This window comes from Paenibacillus barcinonensis (assembly GCF_003217495.1).
In the GTDB taxonomy this organism is placed as follows: domain Bacteria; phylum Bacillota; class Bacilli; order Paenibacillales; family Paenibacillaceae; genus Paenibacillus; species Paenibacillus barcinonensis.
Genome location: NZ_QJSW01000001.1, coordinates 47574 through 65089 on the forward strand (window position 1 = coordinate 47574; position 17516 = coordinate 65089).

17 protein-coding genes are annotated in these 17516 nt (G+C 47.5%); all 17 read right to left on the reverse strand.

The window, feature by feature from the left end; translation table 11 throughout:
* Positions 1 to 126 precede the first annotated feature (126 nt).
* Positions 127 to 1581, reverse strand: coding sequence for a nicotinate phosphoribosyltransferase (locus DFQ00_RS00230; protein ID WP_110893018.1), 1455 nt, complete (start codon positions 1579 to 1581; stop codon positions 127 to 129).
* Between the two features lie 90 nt (positions 1582 to 1671).
* Entirely contained in the window at positions 1672 to 2229 is a 558-nt protein-coding gene (locus tag DFQ00_RS00235) for a cysteine hydrolase family protein (RefSeq protein ID WP_110893020.1), read from the reverse strand.
* Between the two features lie 48 nt (positions 2230 to 2277).
* Positions 2278 to 3039 carry an NUDIX hydrolase gene (locus tag DFQ00_RS00240; protein ID WP_110894007.1) on the reverse strand — a complete coding sequence of 254 codons (762 nt, stop codon included), beginning with the start codon at positions 3037 to 3039 and terminating at the stop codon, positions 2278 to 2280.
* Positions 3040 to 3178: 139 nt separating this feature from the next.
* The gene (locus tag DFQ00_RS00245; RefSeq protein WP_110893022.1) at positions 3179 to 3583 is read right to left on the reverse strand and encodes a PaaI family thioesterase; all 405 of its coding nucleotides are present in this window, start codon (positions 3581 to 3583) and stop codon (positions 3179 to 3181) included.
* A gap of 281 nt (positions 3584 to 3864) precedes the next feature.
* Positions 3865 to 4278: a YlbF/YmcA family competence regulator gene (locus DFQ00_RS00250; protein WP_253298943.1), complete on the reverse strand. Its 414-nt coding sequence runs from the start codon at positions 4276 to 4278 to the stop codon at positions 3865 to 3867.
* Between the two features lie 783 nt (positions 4279 to 5061).
* On the reverse strand, positions 5062 to 6618 hold the full coding sequence (gene miaB / locus DFQ00_RS00260; RefSeq protein WP_110893028.1) for a tRNA (N6-isopentenyl adenosine(37)-C2)-methylthiotransferase MiaB: 1557 nt from the start codon (positions 6616 to 6618) through the stop codon (positions 5062 to 5064).
* Positions 6619 to 6995: 377 nt separating this feature from the next.
* Positions 6996 to 7568: a phosphate propanoyltransferase gene (gene pduL, locus DFQ00_RS00265; RefSeq protein ID WP_110893030.1), complete on the reverse strand. Its 573-nt coding sequence runs from the start codon at positions 7566 to 7568 to the stop codon at positions 6996 to 6998.
* A gap of 150 nt (positions 7569 to 7718) precedes the next feature.
* Positions 7719 to 8696, reverse strand: a complete 978-nt coding sequence (locus DFQ00_RS00270; RefSeq protein ID WP_110893031.1) for a dipeptidase — start codon at positions 8694 to 8696, stop codon at positions 7719 to 7721.
* Between the two features lie 119 nt (positions 8697 to 8815).
* Positions 8816 to 9076 carry a stage V sporulation protein S gene (locus DFQ00_RS00275; protein ID WP_007430104.1) on the reverse strand — a complete coding sequence of 87 codons (261 nt, stop codon included), beginning with the start codon at positions 9074 to 9076 and terminating at the stop codon, positions 8816 to 8818.
* Between the two features lie 117 nt (positions 9077 to 9193).
* On the reverse strand, positions 9194 to 9988 hold the full coding sequence (locus DFQ00_RS00280; protein WP_110893033.1) for a TIGR00282 family metallophosphoesterase: 795 nt from the start codon (positions 9986 to 9988) through the stop codon (positions 9194 to 9196).
* An 80-nt stretch (positions 9989 to 10068) separates the two neighbouring features.
* Positions 10069 to 11610: a ribonuclease Y gene (gene rny, locus DFQ00_RS00285; RefSeq protein WP_110893035.1), complete on the reverse strand. Its 1542-nt coding sequence runs from the start codon at positions 11608 to 11610 to the stop codon at positions 10069 to 10071.
* Between the two features lie 312 nt (positions 11611 to 11922).
* Positions 11923 to 12687 (reverse strand): regulatory protein RecX, encoded by a 765-nt coding sequence (locus DFQ00_RS00290; RefSeq protein WP_244213648.1) that lies wholly within the window; start codon positions 12685 to 12687, stop codon positions 11923 to 11925.
* 387 nt (positions 12688 to 13074) lie between these two features.
* A complete protein-coding gene (gene recA / locus DFQ00_RS00295; RefSeq protein WP_110893037.1) occupies positions 13075 to 14139 on the reverse strand; it encodes a recombinase RecA in 1065 nt (354 codons plus the stop codon).
* A gap of 244 nt (positions 14140 to 14383) precedes the next feature.
* Positions 14384 to 15640, reverse strand: a complete 1257-nt coding sequence (locus DFQ00_RS00300) for a competence/damage-inducible protein A (protein ID WP_110893039.1) — start codon at positions 15638 to 15640, stop codon at positions 14384 to 14386.
* Positions 15641 to 15745: 105 nt separating this feature from the next.
* Entirely contained in the window at positions 15746 to 16333 is a 588-nt protein-coding gene (gene pgsA, locus DFQ00_RS00305) for a CDP-diacylglycerol--glycerol-3-phosphate 3-phosphatidyltransferase (RefSeq protein ID WP_110894011.1), read from the reverse strand.
* 364 nt (positions 16334 to 16697) lie between these two features.
* Positions 16698 to 17189: a YajQ family cyclic di-GMP-binding protein gene (locus tag DFQ00_RS00310; protein ID WP_110893041.1), complete on the reverse strand. Its 492-nt coding sequence runs from the start codon at positions 17187 to 17189 to the stop codon at positions 16698 to 16700.
* 152 nt (positions 17190 to 17341) lie between these two features.
* The gene (locus DFQ00_RS28940) at positions 17342 to 17506 is read right to left on the reverse strand and encodes a hypothetical protein (protein ID WP_167433561.1); all 165 of its coding nucleotides are present in this window, start codon (positions 17504 to 17506) and stop codon (positions 17342 to 17344) included.
* Between the last annotated feature and the right edge of the window lie 10 nt (positions 17507 to 17516).

Sequence of the window (17516 nt, forward strand, 5' to 3'; positions counted from 1 at the left end):
CAATGCTTTAGTCATGGCTGGCTTCTTGCCTTGTTCATTCTCCAGTCCATATCAAAAAGGCATAAGCCAGTCTTTATACGCACTGGTTATGCCTTCTAAATGCATGCTGCAAATCCGTTCATTCATCTATTCTTCGTTAGACTTCACATGTTCAGCAATCAGCTTCTGCTTCATATTCCATGCCGCCGGGCTGATGTTCACACGATAAATCTCCGGGTTCAGCTTCCGCTGGTACTCCGGCCAGAACAGGTTCAGCTGTTCCTTATGATAGGCACGAATTTCATCCAGCGTAGGCAGCTCATACACCTTGCGCCCATTTACAAAGATCGGCTCCAGCATATTTACCGCTTCATAGCGGGTAACCGTCTTTTTGAGATAAGGGTGTAGCGGGTTGAACAGCTTGAGCGGTCCGCCTTGCAGCGGCTGCTCTTCCTCAGGGTAGCAGATATAGTCTGCGATCGCCTTGCCATGCTTCGGATCAATGATCCGAAAAACCTCTTTTTTGCCCGGAGTGGACACCTTCTCAGGGTTGGCAGAGATTTTAAGCGTAGGCAGCATCTCTCCGTTCACTTCACGCTCCACCAGCTTGTATACACCACCGAGCGATGGCTGGTCGGACGCCGTAATCAGCTGTGTACCGACACCCCAAGTGTCGATCCGTGCACCTTGAGCCTTCAAGTTGAAAATGGTGTTTTCATCGAGATCATTCGAGGCTACAATTTTCACATAATCCAGGCCGGCTTCATCCAGCATCTGACGAGCTTGAATGGAAAGATAAGCCAGGTCACCGCTGTCCAGACGGATGGCATTCATCTTTTTACCCTGGCTCTCCAGCCATTTAGCTGTTTTGATCGCATGCGGAACACCGCTGTTCAGGGTATCAAACGTATCCACCAGCAGCGTCACCTGATCCGGCAGCACTCTTGCATAAGCATCAAATGCCTCCTGCTCGGTCAAAAAGCTTTGCACCCAGGAATGCGCATGTGTGCCTGCTGTCGGAATGCCAAACTGTTCACCAGCAAGCATATTGGATGTGGCATGGAAACCGGCTACATATGAAGCTCGAGCGCCCCAGATGGCAGCATCCGCTTCCTGTGCACGACGTGTTCCAAACTCGAGCAGCGTATCCTGCTGCGCCACCTGTTTGATACGAGAAGCCTTTGTTGCGATCAGTGTCTGGTAATTCATAAAATTCAGGATGGCCGTCTCCACCAGCTGTGTCTCCATAATGGTGCCTTCAACCCGAATGAGCGGTTCGTCAGGAAAAACAATTGCACCTTCTTTCATGGAATGAATCGTTCCCTGGAACGAGAACTGAACCAATTCCTCCAGAAAGACCGGATCATAATTCTCTGGTTGTTTGGATAAAAATTTGATGTCCTCCATTGTGAAGCGAAGCTGGCTGATATAATTCACAATACGCTCCAGTCCGGCAAATACGGCATATCCGTTGCCAAAAGGAAGCTTGCGGAAATAGGCTTCAAATACGGCCTTCCGTTTGTGTGTACCATTGACCCAGTGCGCATACATCATGTTGATCTGATATTTATCCGTATGTAAAGCCAGGCTTGTTGTCTGCATTTGTCTCATCCTCTCTGACTTCCGCTCGTTCCCAGGCCCATGCCTGAATACGGGCTTAAAGCTGATTACACCACAATCTTGGCTGACGAATCAGGCCAAAATTGTTTCACTTGCCTTAACCACCTGTGCACCCATGCTGGAACGGAAATGTCCAAGCGCCCAATCATGTCCTGCCGGGTTAAAGCTCGCAACAGCATCTTCATAAATCGTAATATGAAACCCTTTGTTATACGCGTCCACAGCGGTATGCAATACACATATGTCAGTGCATACCCCGATTAGTGCGATATCCGTTATACCTCGTTCACGCAGCTTGAGCTCCAGGTCCGTGCCACAGAACGCGCTATATCTCGTTTTATCCATCCAACGAATCTCGCTTTTGCGCTTTTCCATAACTTCGGCCAGGCGGCCATATAGCTCTCGTCCTTCCGTGCCCCGGATATTATGCGGCGGGAAAAGCACCGTCTCCGGATGGTACGGATCATTTGCCTCATGCAGGTCTACAGCCATAATCACTTCGTCTTTGTTATTACAGTATGCCTCCGTAATCGCCGCAATCGTCTCTTGAATGTCCACAGCCGGCTGCCCAACAGGTAGCGCACCTGTAACAAAATCCGTGGTGAAATCAATAACAATTAATGCTTTCATCGTCCACACTCCCTTGTTTGAATAGGGTTGAATGCATCTTCCGTCATTTTAGGTGTAGATGGATAAACGTGGCACAAGCTCGGTAAACCGATACAGCTGTGCCGGGCGCTGAGAATATTGATTGGAGCTGACCAGATTGCCCTCTTCATCACGCACTTCCTCGACAATGCCTTTACGGCTGCGTGTAGATGTAATTTTCCGAATAAAATTAGGCTCTTCAAAATCCGGCACAACACTCTGGATGACCTGATATAATTCACTTAACGTAAAATCACGCGGCAGAAACTGTCTGGCAATCGTGGTTTCCAGCATTTGCTGCTGTATACGTCTATACGCATCTTCAATAATCGTTCTGTGATCAAAAGCCAGCTCCAGTTCTTCCAGCGCTTCCTGAATAGTAAACAATCCGACATCCTGGGCATCATCTGCTGCCTGCCGGTGTTCAAGCATCCATTCCTCTACAAGAGCGAAGAACGCATGTGAGATAATCCAGCCCCTTGGATCACGTCCAGGTTGACTATACACGTTCAGATACTCCAGGTGTCCACCGTCCACCCCGGTCTCCTCCATCAATTCTCGCTTCGCTGCGCCGTATATAGACTCATTCTCTTGGCAAAAACCACCCGGTAACGCCCAGCGTCCTGCAAAGGGCCAACCCTTGCGTTTAATTAACATAACCTTCAACTCCCGGATCGGGAGAGTTTTCGTTACCGTCTTGCGTTCCCTCTTCGTCAGCGTGAACATAACGATGTCCGCTGGAACCCCATCCGGGGTGCGATATTTCTTGGAGCTATAGTTCCGTGCTTCCATTTCATCCTGATCTGGTTCCGTGTTAACATGTTTGTTATTTTCGCTCATGGGCACCACCGACTATTTTCATTTTGATAATCTCATTATGACATAATAATATCTTTTGTCAACCGTGGATATAACCTTCTGTCTTCTGTCTTCAGGCTCTCGGTTTCGCTACACGAAATGTGGCTGTAGCCATGCATCCCAGCGTTCCCGATTCATCCCGCACCTCGGACTGGGTCGTAATGCTGCGTCCAGCCTGATGCAACACAGTCGACGTTACAATTAACTCGCCCTGTCTCATGGGTGCAAGAAAATGCACATTCAGGTTTGTTGTCACGCAACCATCGACCTCCATAGCGGCTGTAGCCACCATGCCCATCGCCTGATCCATCAATGAGGTGAGCACACCACCATGAATGATGCCCATGGAGTTGGTATGCTGCTCACCTGCTGTGAGCCCAATCTGAACCTCTTGTTTACTGCCCTTGATGTACCGGCACCCGAGAAATCCCCAAAATCGTCCGTCTCCGTCTTTCACCATTTTGTCCAAAATGCTCATGTTTCATTTCTCCTTTTGCTACGCTTGTTGTCTGACCAGCTCTAGGTGTCATCCTATTGATCTGTTAAATGCGTTTACTGTCCTCACATGTATTGTATTCATCCGCATATGCCACACGTCCCCAAACCAAATAACCCCACAGTGTGGAGCATGATCCTTCAACATTTCTGATGTGTGCAGATGATCGCCGCTCCATACCTGTAACTCCACTAAAGTAATAATACGTGCCTCCGGGCTGATGTCAAAAAAGGCGCGGACTGCGTCCGCACCCTTCCGTTCATTTAACCGCAGCTGGTTGGAGGTGAATCCGTTCCGGCTTCGACGTTGACTTTTTCGGATACTGTATCCCGAATGACAGAGATAACAAGCTGAAGCAGATAATTGATGTCACTCTGACTCTGCTGGAACTCCGTCACGAGCGGAATGCTGTCCAGTTCGTTTTGCAATTCATCAATTTCCTGTTCAATTTTGCTCACCATTGCACTGTTATTGAAGCTTTCAAAAGCTACAATTTCCTTCTGCTTTTTCTTGATCGTTGCAATCAATTGCTGAATGCGCTCATGATCTCGAATTTTGGCTTCCGCCTGCTGGAACTGCTTCACTTCCTCGCTCGTTCCGAGCATGTCCGCCAATTCTTTGGCCTTTCCCATAATGTCGTCGCGTATAACCAGATTGCGCGTATCGTAGGTAGGCATTCCATAATGGTTGTACTGCACTTCTTCCTGCGCCACTGAGATCGCTCCATTCGTATGAGATGATATAAGATGAGAATGCGGTTAAACCCTTTGTTTGGACTTCGGCTTGAGTGGACGCTCCGGGTTCGGATCGTTCTTTCGATCGCTGTTATCCCCGGATTTCTCTGATCCCCTTCTCAAAGGGGAAAATCCGCGGATAAAGGCGAGCGCTTCGCTTCTTCAGAATCGTTTCCTTCCCCTTCGCTATAGCAAGCCGATGTCCAAACCTGATATTTAACCTGAAACTCTCATCCTGTTCGGTGAGTTTTGTATAGTACGGCTTGGATAGACGCTCCGGGTTCGGATCGTTCTTTCGATCGCTGTTATCCCCGGATTTTTCTGATCCCCTTCTCAAAGGGGAAAATCCGCGGATAAAGGCGAACACTTCGTTTCTTCAGAATCGTTTCCTTCCCCTTCGCTATAGCAAGCCGATGTCCAAACCTGATATTTAACCTGAAACTCTCATCCTGTTCGGTGAGTTTTAGTATTTCTTCGGCTTGAGTGGACACTCCGGGTTCGGATCGTTCTTTCGATCGCTGTTATCCCCGGATTTCTCTGATCCCCTTCTCAAAGGGAAAAATCCGCGGATAAAGGCGAACACTTCGCTTCTTCAGAATCGTTTCCTTCCCCTTCGCTACAGCAAGCCGATGTCCAAACCTGATATTTAACCTGTAATGCTCATCCTGTTCGGTGAGTTTTGTAGGTTACTGCTTTTGCGAGCAATGTCGTTAAAAGCCTACTGTCTCACTGATTAGCAGCTACTGGCTCGGTAAGCAAATTACCGCGAATATAAAACGTCATCGGATCAGTAATTTCCACTTGCACAAACGTACCGATCAATTCTTTAGGCCCTTCAAAATGCACCAGCTTGTTGCTGCGTGTACGTCCAGCCAGAACTGTCGAGTTCCGTTTACTCTCGCCTTCTACAAGCACCTCAACAATCTTGCCGCGTTGCTGTTCATTACTGCGGTGGCTGTACTCGTTGATGGTTTCGTTCAGACGTTTGAGACGTTCCTTTTTCACTTCCATTGGAACATTATCCTCCATTACTGCTGCAGGCGTGCCCTCTCGCGGAGAATAGATGTAGGTATATGCAAAATCATAGCCAACTTCACGAACGAGTGAAAGCGTATCTTCGAACTGCTCATCCGTTTCACCAGGGAAGCCAACAATGAAATCGGTCGTCAAAACAACGTCCGGAATAGCCGCCTTGATCTTCGCCGCCAGATTCAGATAGTGTTCCCGAGTATACTTGCGGCTCATGCGTTTAAGTACTTCTGTGCTGCCTGATTGAACCGGCAAGTGGATGTGCTCCACCAGATTGCCGCCCTTGGCAAGCACTTCGATCAGATGATCATCAAAGTCACGCGGGTGGCTCGTTGTAAAGCGTACACGCGGTATATCTATTTTGCGAATATCGTCCATCAGGTCACCGAAGCTGTACTTCAGATCTGTAAAATCCTTGCCATACGCATTGACATTCTGACCCAGCAGGGTGATTTCCTTGAAGCCCTGTCTGGCCAGATCTCTTACTTCCGCAATGACGTCCTCTGGACGGCGGCTGCGTTCCTTGCCTCGGGTAAACGGCACGATGCAATATGTACAGAACTTGTCGCAACCGTACATAATGTTTACCCAGCCGCGCATGCCTTCACGTTTTTTCGGCAGATTCTCGATAATGTCGCCCTCTTTGGACCACACCTCAACAACCATCTCTTTGCTGAAGTTTGCTTCCTGAATCAGATGCGGCAAACGGTGTACATTATGTGTACCAAAGATCATATCGACAAAACCATGCTTCTGCATAATCCGGTTAACGACGCCCTCTTCCTGAGACATACAACCGCATACACCCAATAGCAGGCCCGGATTTTCAAACTTCAGCGCTTTCAGATGGCCCAGTTCTCCAAACACTTTGTCCTCTGCATTCTCACGAATCGCGCAAGTGTTAAGCAGAATAATATCTGCCTCTTTACGATCCTCTGTAGCTTCATAACCCATCGTTTCCAACAAGCCCTTGATCGTCTCCGAGTCATGCTCGTTCATCTGACAACCATAGGTATATACAATATAACGCTTGCCCTTGCCGATCGTTCTCAGCTCATCAGGTACGGCAGTGTCATACAGAACCTGAATATCTTCCTTGCCCCTTTGTTTCTCCTGACGATGGTTCGGTTCCGCCTTGATATTAATCTCACGGCCACGAATTCTAATTTTTTTGCTGAATTCATCTTGCGAAATTACTTTGGCATCGGAGAAATCAAAATATTGGGAGTAATCCTTTTTTGAGTCTTTAGCCATTTCCTTCGGTCACTCCTTACAGCCTCTATTCATAAAAAGCGTTCAATTCTTCATGGATTTACAAGCATTTCAATTCTCATGCATCAAAAGAGCATTACAGCAAATTATAACATGAATTGGGCTGCAGTTCCACATGCAAACAGCACCGCTGCCTTGCCTGTTTAACCACATAAAGCTCTGCTCAAGACTTCACCTAACAAAAAAATTAAGACTGCCCCTCGCAATAAACAGAGCCATACAGATAGCAAAAAAACCTGAGCCACCTGACGGCCAGTTCAACAAAAGAACTGCCTGCGCCAGAACACTCAGGTTTCTTGCATAGCTTAAACATTCTCCTCATACACCAGATACGGTGCATTAAGGTCGTTCAAGATCAATTAATCAATAATTTCAGCTGTGTCGCCATTACGTGCGCCTGCAGCATTCGCTTCATCTGTGTCAATGTGCATATCCAGTGCAAAGGAATCGGATACACGAGCCAGTACGTTTTCGAGTACCAGACCGCGCGCTCCACCCAAGCGCACTTTCAGCATTTGTTTGTCTTCAATGCCCCATTTAGCAGCATCGGACGTGTGGAAGTGAATGTGACGGGCCGCAACAATAACACCTTTGTCGATGGTTACTTCGCCCGCTGGGCCTTTGATTGTAATACCTGGTGTGCCCTCGATGCTACCGGATTCACGTACAGGTGCTTTAACACCAATCGCAAAAGAATCTGTCATGGAGATTTCCAGCTGTGTTTCAGGGCGGACAGGGCCGAGAATACGCACTTTATCAAACTGCCCTTTGGAGCCAATTACCGCTACGGTTTCGTTAGCAGCATATTGTCCTGGTTGGGACAGTGGTTTAAATTCAGTCAGTTCATAACCTTTGCCAAACAAAATATCAACGTGCTCTTGAGATACATGAATGTGACGGGCAGATACGCCCACAGGTACTGTTTTACTCATCCTAAATTCACTCCTTGTTTATCTGTGGCCTGTAGACAGGCTCTTGCAATCCAAGTGGTATTATACTCCTTTTTACCGTGAAATGAAAACGAACTGATGAAAATTCATGAAATACACTTATTTTAGTAATCTGTTTTCCATTTCAGTCTCTCACGGTCTTGCCTCTGGCAAGTGTTCTCCCAGATACCGCATTGCATTCTCCCATAACCATCCTTGTACGAGTGCTTCGTCGTAGTGCTTCAGCAAAACCTCGATCAGTTTCGGGTAACATCCCGCATGCTCCAGCCCATGTATTTTCACCGATATTCCGTCAAAATCTGAACCCATCATCAGATGATGTGCCCCGCCGAGTGAACAGATCTGCTCAATATGCGGCAGTAAATCCTCAACGTGCACTTGCTCTTGCTCCTTGACAAACCACGGTACAAAGGTTAGACCAATGCGTCCTTCTCTGGTTATGATGGCCTGGATCTGATCATCCTTCAGATTACGTATATGCGGGCATACGCTGTAGCTGTTGGAATGAGAGGCTATGAAGGGACGCTCGCTCAGATCGGCCAGTTCCCAGAACCCTTTTTCCGACAAATGAGATACGTCCAGCAGCATCCCTACCCGATTGCAGAGGTGCACCAGCTCCTTGCCTTTATCGCTCAGACCCGCTCCGCGTTTTTCCATAATGCCATCCGCCGCCCAGTTCGCATGATTCCATGTGAGCCCCACGATGCGCACGCCCATCTGAAAACATAGCTCAAGGTAAAAGAGGTTACCCTCAAGCCCATCGACGCCCTCAAGCGTAATAAGGCCCCAGGGTGCGTTTTTCACCCCTTGTTGTATCTGTACAGCCTGCTCACGCCAAAGCAGCGTTTGAACCCCACTGGAGCGCTCTGCACTATACTCTACCTTTTTACGATACAGGTCCAGTTGTCCCATCACATGCTCAAACTTTCCACGACCCAGCACCTCGGGTAAATAGATTGCAAAAGCCTGCAGTCCCACCCCGCTCTCTTGCATATGACGCAGATTCACATCCAGCTCGGAAGCGGTCTCGAATGAAAGCTCCGGCTTCATCAGCAGTTTACTCAATGCATCACAATGAAAATCAGCTATTCGCCAGTCTGTTCTCAACATCGCCCATCCTCCTGTTAACTATAAATTACCCAAAGCTTCTCCTGAAAGTCTGAAAATAACGCAAAAAAACCTGTCTACTTCGTTCGTAAACAGGCTCATGCATACGCTTGATACATGTATTATCTGGGCTCCACAATCAGCTTGATGGCCGTTCGGTCCTCACCGTCAATCACAATGTCTGTAAAAGCTGGAATACAAATCAGGTCAACTCCGCTTGGTGCTACAAATCCCCGGGCAATCGCTACCGCTTTAATGGCTTGGTTCAGTGCTCCCGCTCCAATTGCCTGCAGTTCAGCATTTCCACGTTCACGAAGAACTCCTGCAAGAGCGCCGGCTACAGAGTTAGGGTTGGACTTTGCTGAAACTTTTAATACATCCATGGTAAGTACCTCCCTGGGAATGTTGAAAGTTTGTTTCCACTTACTAGATGTTATTCGCGGGAGGCAAAAAAATTCCTTCTTTTTAACAGGCTTTCCCGGCAAAATGGGACAATGCCCCTATTCCATACGCCACTCGTCTTCCATCAAGCGAATCTTTTCAATACGCGTAGCCGCTCCGGTCGCTTCGTCAATATCAACCATAGCACCGTGAAAATGCCACTTCCCGTCATCCACAACAAACCGAACCGGAAGCTGGGTATAAAATTTGCGAAGCACCGCTTCACGCTCCATACCCAGAATACCGTCACGCGGGCCAACCATACCTGCATCCGTCAAATACGCTGTACCTCCAGGCAAAATCCGTTCGTCATTGCTTTGCACATGGGTATGTGTACCTACAACGAAGGATGCTCGTCCATCGAGATGCCACCCCATGGCAATCTTCTCAGAGGTCGCTTCCGCATGCATATCCACTAGAATGCATTTGTAGTTTTTGCGCAGCTCGTCCACAATCTCGTCAGCTGCTCGAAAAGGACAATCAATCGCAGGCAGAAACGTTCTGCCCTGCAGGTTAACAATGGCAAGCTCCTTGCCCTCGCCTTTAACCACCGTATAACCGCGACCCGGTGTGCCTGGTGGAAAATTAGCCGGTCTAATCATGCGAGGTTCATCATCTATAAAATCAAAAATGTCTTTATTGTCCCAAGTATGGTTGCCCAGCGTGATGCCATTCACACCCCAGTTAAAAAATTCATTGGCGATTGCACTAGTAATTCCGCGACCTGCTGCCGCATTTTCCCCATTTACAATGATGACATGGGGTTTATATTTCGATTTCAGATAAGGTAAATTTTCCTTGAGTGCTTTACGTCCTACATTTCCTACGATATCTCCGATAAATAAAACTTTCACGATTACTGCCTCCTCAAGTTCCTACATCGCTTATGAACAGGAAAAGTGGCACGCAGATGCGGCCACTTTTCCGTAATACTTTATTTGGCGTATTCAACCGCCCGGGTTTCCCGGATAACGGTGACTTTGATATGACCTGGATAATCGAGTTCATTCTCGATCATTTTCGTAATATCACGTGCGAGACGGAAGGCTTCAGCGTCATCAATCTTCTCAGGCTGCACCATGACACGAACTTCGCGTCCGGCCTGAATGGCGTACGATTTCTCGACACCTTCGAAGGATTCTGAAATCTCTTCCAGCTTCTCCAGTCGTTTGATATACGTTTCCAGCGTTTCACGGCGTGCACCCGGTCTTGCTGCCGACAGCGCATCTGCTGCGCCAACCAGCATCGCAATAACCGATGTGGCTTCACAATCCCCGTGGTGGGAAGCGATACTGTTAATAACCACTGGATGTTCTTTGTATTTCTTCGCCAGTTCCACGCCAATTTCGACGTGTGATCCTTCCACTTCGTGATCCAGCGCTTTACCGATGTCATGCAATAGACCTGCACGTCTTGCCAAAGTGACGTCTTCTCCGAGTTCGCCCGCCATCAATCCTGCCAGATAAGCGACCTCCATCGAATGTTTCAAGACGTTTTGACCGTAACTGGTACGGAACTTCAGACGGCCCAGAATCTTGATCAGATCTGGATGCAGACCGTGCACACCCACTTCAAAGGTAGCTTGCTCACCGTATTCACGTATACGCTCATCCACTTCTTTACGGGATTTCTCAACCATCTCTTCAATACGAGCCGGGTGAATCCGTCCATCTGCCACCAGCTTCTCCAGTGCAGTGCGGGCAATTTCACGACGAATCGGGTCAAAGCCCGACAGAATAACAGCTTCTGGCGTATCATCAATAATGAGGTCAATCCCGGTAAGGGTTTCAAGCGCACGGATGTTACGTCCTTCACGACCGATAATCCGGCCTTTCATTTCTTCATTAGGCAACGTTACAACCGACACGGTGGTCTCCGCAACATGGTCAGCCGCACAGCGCTGGATGGCGAGTGTAATGATCTCGCGGGACTTTTTGTCCGCCTCTTCCTTCGCTTGTTGTTCAATGTCCTTGATCATTTGAGCCGTCTCATGACGGACTTCCTGTTCAACGTTGGACAGTATGATACTGCGTGCATCTTCCATCGTGAGATTGGAGATCCGTTCAAGCTCCGTCACCTGGTTTTTGTAGATCATTTCGATCTGCTGCTGTGTTTCATCGATACGTTTCTCTTTGTTTGCCACTTGCTCTTCTTTACGTTCGAGTGATTCCAATTTTTTATCCAGCGACTCTTCTTTTTGCAACAATCGTCTCTCTTGTCGTTGAATTTCGTTCCGACGTTCACGAGTGTCTTTTTCAGCCTCGGCGCGAATGCGATGGATCTCATCCTTCGCTTCCAGCACCGTTTCTTTCTTCAGTGCCTCTGCCTCTTTCTTCGCGTTCTCCACGATTTGTACGGCAGCTTGTTCCGCACTAGAGATTTTAGCCTCTGCAAGAGATTTGCGAATAAAATATCCGACTCCGAACCCAATGACGAGCGCGGCCACAACGAGAGCGATCGTGATAGCAATTTCCATACTGTTCACCTCCTCGTTGGTTCCTCCAAGGCACTCCTTGGGTCAACTTTTTCTGTTTTCATACCTTGCATAAGTTTGGGAATAAAGAATACTCACGGCGATCCCCCGCCGATTTTCATTTCACATGTACATGACTACATGTACTATTCACTGCTTCCAGTGAACCCATAATCAGGAATGGTATAAATCTGCAGAAGCCGAAACCGCTTTTTTGGAAGGAAAAAGGGTTGTCCTTTTCTTACAGACTCATGTCCATTTTAGTATTTGACGAAAGAAATTGTCAAGAGAATGCAGGATTGTTAGTCTTCTCGTTTACTCCCACATCCACGCTGCATCATCTTCGGCCTCGTCCGCTCCGTCTTCTTCAATTAAGCGATTCACAACCCGGCGCACCAGATCCATGCTAAAACCGCGCCGCATCAAGTAAGCAAACGTTTTGCGCTTTTTCTCCTGCACGTCTCCCCGTACCTGTTTCCATTTTTTTTGGCCAGCTGTCAATGCAGTGTCTAGCTCTGCCTCAGCGCTCACATCATCCAGCACCTCTGCTATAAGTTCATTCGCGATGCCTTTTTGACGCAGTTCCTGCCGTATCCACAGTTTTCCCTTCCGCTGGCCCTCCATACGCTGTCTTGTCCATTCCTTGGCAAAAAGGTCGTCATCAACGAGCTTTTCTTGCTCCAGCCGCTCCAGAACCTCTTGAATGATTGGCGGCGCGAACTCCTTCTGTTTTAGCTTTTGGCTCAACTCATGCCGTGTTCGTTGCTTGAATTCCAGAAACCGCAAAGCCTGTACATACGTTCGCTGGCGTTCATCTGCAAGCAGGATATCCTCCAGATCCTTCTTCATAAAGGTATTTCCCCGAGTAAGCCTGTACTTAATCATCACATCTTCCAGAACGGTAATGGAATACATACCAAATGAAATCCGATAACGCGCCTCCCTGCTCTTGGTTCGCTCTACCTTTGTAATTTCCAGCTCTTCATCATCTGGGAGCTGGGAGAACCCATCCATTTCTACTCGCTCGTGCAGCTCCTCTTCATGTTCATCATATTCATGCTGGTTTTGGCGATGCCTCACTGCGTCCTTCACCTTCCTAGTTATTCCGTACTCATGTCAAGATATAATTCGCTTTGCTCTATCCTTAATATTCTTCACATGGCATAGATGCTAACAGCCTCTGTCCGGCATGGACAGAGGCTGTTAGCATCACGAGAAACCAATCTTATTTAGAGCTTGTCTTGAAACCTGCTACAGCACATCTTTTCCCGCCTTTGCTCCCCGTGCTGTTTCACTTTCCCTTGACGTGCCCCGGCACGACTGCGGTAAACTTTCCCGCTTGGAACGAAAATTCAGCAAAATTGGCTTCCTCCAGCGTTTTCAGACACACCCTAGCTAAATAAGCATAATTGCCCGCTCATACAGATTCAACAGATCGGAGTGCACGAGTCTGCACCCGACATAAAATTACTCATTAATTTCGAATAACTCTTGTTCCTCAGCCGCTTCTTTTTCTTGTTCTTCGTTCGTTGGTGCAGGAACGGCCGTTGTCAAATTACTGGCTTCGCGAATTTTTTGCTCAATTACATCCGCAATTTCTTTATGCTCTTTCATAAATTGCTTTGCATTCTCACGACCTTGACCTAAACGCTCGCCTTCGTAAGAATACCAGGCACCACTTTTATTAACGATATCCAGCTCTGTACCGATATCAATGATACTTCCCTCTTTGGAAATACCTTCACCGTACATAATATCAACTTCCGCTTGTTTAAACGGAGGTGCTACTTTATTTTTCACCACTTTAATACGGGTACGGTTACCTGTAATGTCATTACCGGATTTGATGCTCTCAATACGGCGCACATCGAGACGAACCGTAGAATAGAACTTCAGTGCACGACCACCAGGCGTCGTTTCAGGGTTACCAAACATTACGCCAACCTTCTCACGAAGCTGGTTGATGAAGATTGCAATCGTTTTGGACTTACTGATCGCTCCGGACAATTTACGCAGTGCCTGTGACATCAGACGTGCCTGCAAGCCTACGTGGGAATCCCCCATCTCTCCTTCAATCTCCGCTTTTGGTACAAGAGCTGCTACCGAGTCAATAACGATGATATCTACTGCACCACTGCGTACAAGTGCCTCGGCAATCTCCAAGCCCTGCTCTCCCGTATCCGGCTGGGACAAGAGCAACTCATCAATGTTAACACCCAATTTGCTTGCATAATTCGGATCAAGCGCATGTTCCGCATCAATGAATGCTGCTTGTCCACCCACACGTTGAACCTCGGCAATCGCATGCAACGCTACAGTTGTTTTACCTGAAGATTCAGGTCCATATATTTCAACAATACGGCCTTTAGGCAAGCCGCCTGTTCCTAATGCAATATCCAAAGCCAATGATCCGCTGGGAATAATTTCCACATTCATGTGAGTTGACTCACCCAGTTTCATGATGGAACCTTTCCCAAATTGCTTCTCTATTTGACGGAGCGCCATATCAAGCGCGGCACGACGGTCTGACAATAAACTCACACCCTTTACTGTTTATAATATAATGATACCTTGTTTTTACTCGTTTGCCAAGCTTTTTTTCGAACATACATTCGTTTTTTTGTTCACGAAGAGGCGCCTCTTCCTCAACGAAATACATTCAGGAAATAGAAAAAGAACCGTAAACAAGGCTGTGTAGCCCAATTTTACGGTTCTTCCGTCTTCACCCATTATACTTCCTTCAATCCATAAAAGCAAACCGTTACGTGTCCATGCATCAGTCAATGGCCACTAACTTTTGCCACAAGCGATACAGGATCGCTTTTGCCGAACGAATGCGGACGGTCTCCCGGTTACCGTTAATGCGCAGCTCATGAATTTCAGTATCCTTTCCACGCTCAGCCAAAGCGATAAACACAAGCCCAGGTGGTTTGCGCTCCGAATACCCCGGACCCGCCACACCTGTAATCGCCAGCCCGAAGTCAGCATCCCCAATCATACGGACCTGCTCCGCAAGCACTTTAGCCACCTCAGGACTGACTGCACCTGGTGCATCCTCGCCCTCCAGATAGCTGTGCGGCACGTTAAGCAGCTTTTCTTTGATTTCATTGGAATAACACACGATGCCCCCTTTCAGCATCGAGGCACTTCCCGGCACAGAAGTGAGGCTTTGCATCACAAGCCCTCCTGTGCAGCTCTCAGCGGCGCTGAGGGTTAGTCCCATATCAGACATCATCGTCACAATCGTGTACTCTATAGGCACATCCTCGTTCGCGTAGAGATGCTCGGCCAAGCGCTCACGAATCTGCACCTCCATCGCATCCAGCTTCAGCTTCGCTTCTCCTTCGCTTGGCGCCTTGGTTGATACGCGTACAGTAACTTCCCCCTCACTCGCATACGGAGCGATGGTAGGATCGGTCTGTGCATCAATTAGATCAAGCAAGCGATCCTCCAGAGCCGATTCACCAATACCTGCAAACTTGAGCATTCGTGAATAAATAGGCATTTCTTCCGTAAGAACATGCTGTAGCAGCCAAGGCTTGACCTCCTGCTCAAACATTGGAATGAGCTCTTTAGGTGGTCCAGGCATCACTACATAAAATTTGTCATTGTCAGCAATCGCATTGCCTGCCGCAAGACCCGTTTCGTTTGCCAAGGGAGTTCCGCCTTCAATAACGATGGCTTGGCGCCGATTGTTCTCTGTCATCTCCACATTGCGTTCACGGAAGAAGCCTTCAATTTTGTCCATTGCCATACGATCCGTGTGCAGCTTTCGTTGAAGCACAGCTGCGAGTGCATCTTTGGTCAAGTCATCCTGAGTCGGACCGATGCCCCCTGAAAATAAAATCACATCAGCTCGTCCCTGCGCAATACGGATCGCTTCACTAAGCCGATTCAGATTATCTCCAACCACGGTTTGAAAGTATACGTCAATTCCCATTGCAGCAAGTTCTCTGGAAAGATATCTGGCATTGGTGTTGACGATTTGTCCTAGTAATAGCTCCGTTCCGACTGCAATAATCTCTGCCTTCATTATCAGTATCCTCCTGTACGCATGTGTTGAGTAATCAAAGGGCAATAGGATAAGCTCCTATTGCCCTTTGACCCGATGAGTCATTACCCGTTTCAGCGTAAAATATTACACTTTGGATAGATGAAGCAAATCTTTGTTTTTGATAAAGTAGTCGATCCCCGACCAGATCGTGATGAGCGCTGCTGCCCACACTGCAATGACATCCGCATGGATACCTGTGTAGGAAAACGGAAAATTGTTAAGCAGCAACAAAACAATCGCCACAATCTGCACCACCGTTTTCAGTTTGCCCCAAGCACTCGCAGCAACAACCGAACCGTCGAGCAAAGCAATTTGACGAAGCCCGGTTACAGCAAATTCACGGCTGATAATGACTACGGCAATCCAGGAATCCAGCTTACCCATCTGCACCAGCGAGATCAATACAGCGGTAACCAGCAGTTTATCTGCAAGAGGGTCAAGCAATTTGCCCAGATTGGTGACCATATTGTTTTTCCTTGCAAGATAGCCGTCTATTCCATCCGTGCTTGCAGCTACGATAAAAATGAAAACAGCAATTAATTGATTATACGGAAGCGTAAGGCTTCCAAGCTGTAACGGCTCGGGATAAAATGGAAAATCCACAAGCAGAAACACCATTAAAAAAGGGATTAAGCAAATTCGTGCAAGCGTAATCCGGTTGGGTAAATTCACAAGACGCCCTCCCTTTGTATCCTCCATTACTTCAAACATTCATCTTAATCCCGTATTCATCATCTGAAGCATGGCAAAAACGTTTCAACCGTTCGACTTGTATACACATGAAACCCTATGTAGAAACGCAAAAAATAAAGTCTACCGCTCAAACGCAAAACCGCTTTGAAACGCTCCGGTGACTTCCAGAAGTGTACTGCTTTTCACAAAGTCAGCAAACGATGAGGACTGGACTTGATGCATGACTGCCAGCAATGCACATTCAGTATAATATACGTATCAATATAGTGTCAAAAAGCATTATTGTATTATGTCTGAAAGACATTCTGCACTGGTCTGTAAATCCGCGCTGCCCTCTCAACTTCTATTTGAAGTTGGTATACTGCAGATCCAGTGGCAAGTTAGCCCCGTTAAGCATCTGCATTACGGCCTGCAGATCATTTTTGCTTTTACCTGTAACCCGAAGCTGGTCGCCTTGAATCTGACTCTTTACTTTCAGCTTGGAATCACGAATCAGAATATTAATTTTTTTGGCGACATCCTGATCAATGCCTTGTTTAAAATTCAAGCGCTGGCGAACCGTTCCTGATGAAGCGGGCTCTACCTTCGCGTAATCAATATTTTTCAGCGGCAAACCGCGCTTGGCCATTTTGGATTGCAGCACATCAATAACAGCCTTTAATTTGGTTTCATCATCTGACACAATTGTCAGAGCATCTTTGTCAAGCTTCAGGCTGCTCTTGCTGCCCTTGAAATCGTATCGAGTGCCAATTTCCTTTTCCGTTTGTGTAACAGCGTTTGTCAATTCCTGCAAGTCCATTTTGGACACGATATCAAATGAATTTTCTGAACTCAAATCGAGTCACCCTTTCAGTTAATCATATGTTCTGTAACATTATAGAGTAAATCTCACACAAAAGTCTAATCTCCAGCCCGGTTTAACCATAGAAAAAAGCATTTCTGGCGTACCTTTCGGTCGCCAAAAATGCTTGCTGGTTAAGCTGCCCTCTAATATCGGCTGCGGTCAGGCTGTCTGAACATATCCAGCACACCAAGAATGATGTGTGCAAGTCCAAAGCCCAATATACCGTAGCCCCAGGCATTTGGAGTCAGGTAATAACCCAGGAGGCTGACAATAATACCTAAACCGGTTACGATCCAGCTGACTGTCATGGCCGTCCAC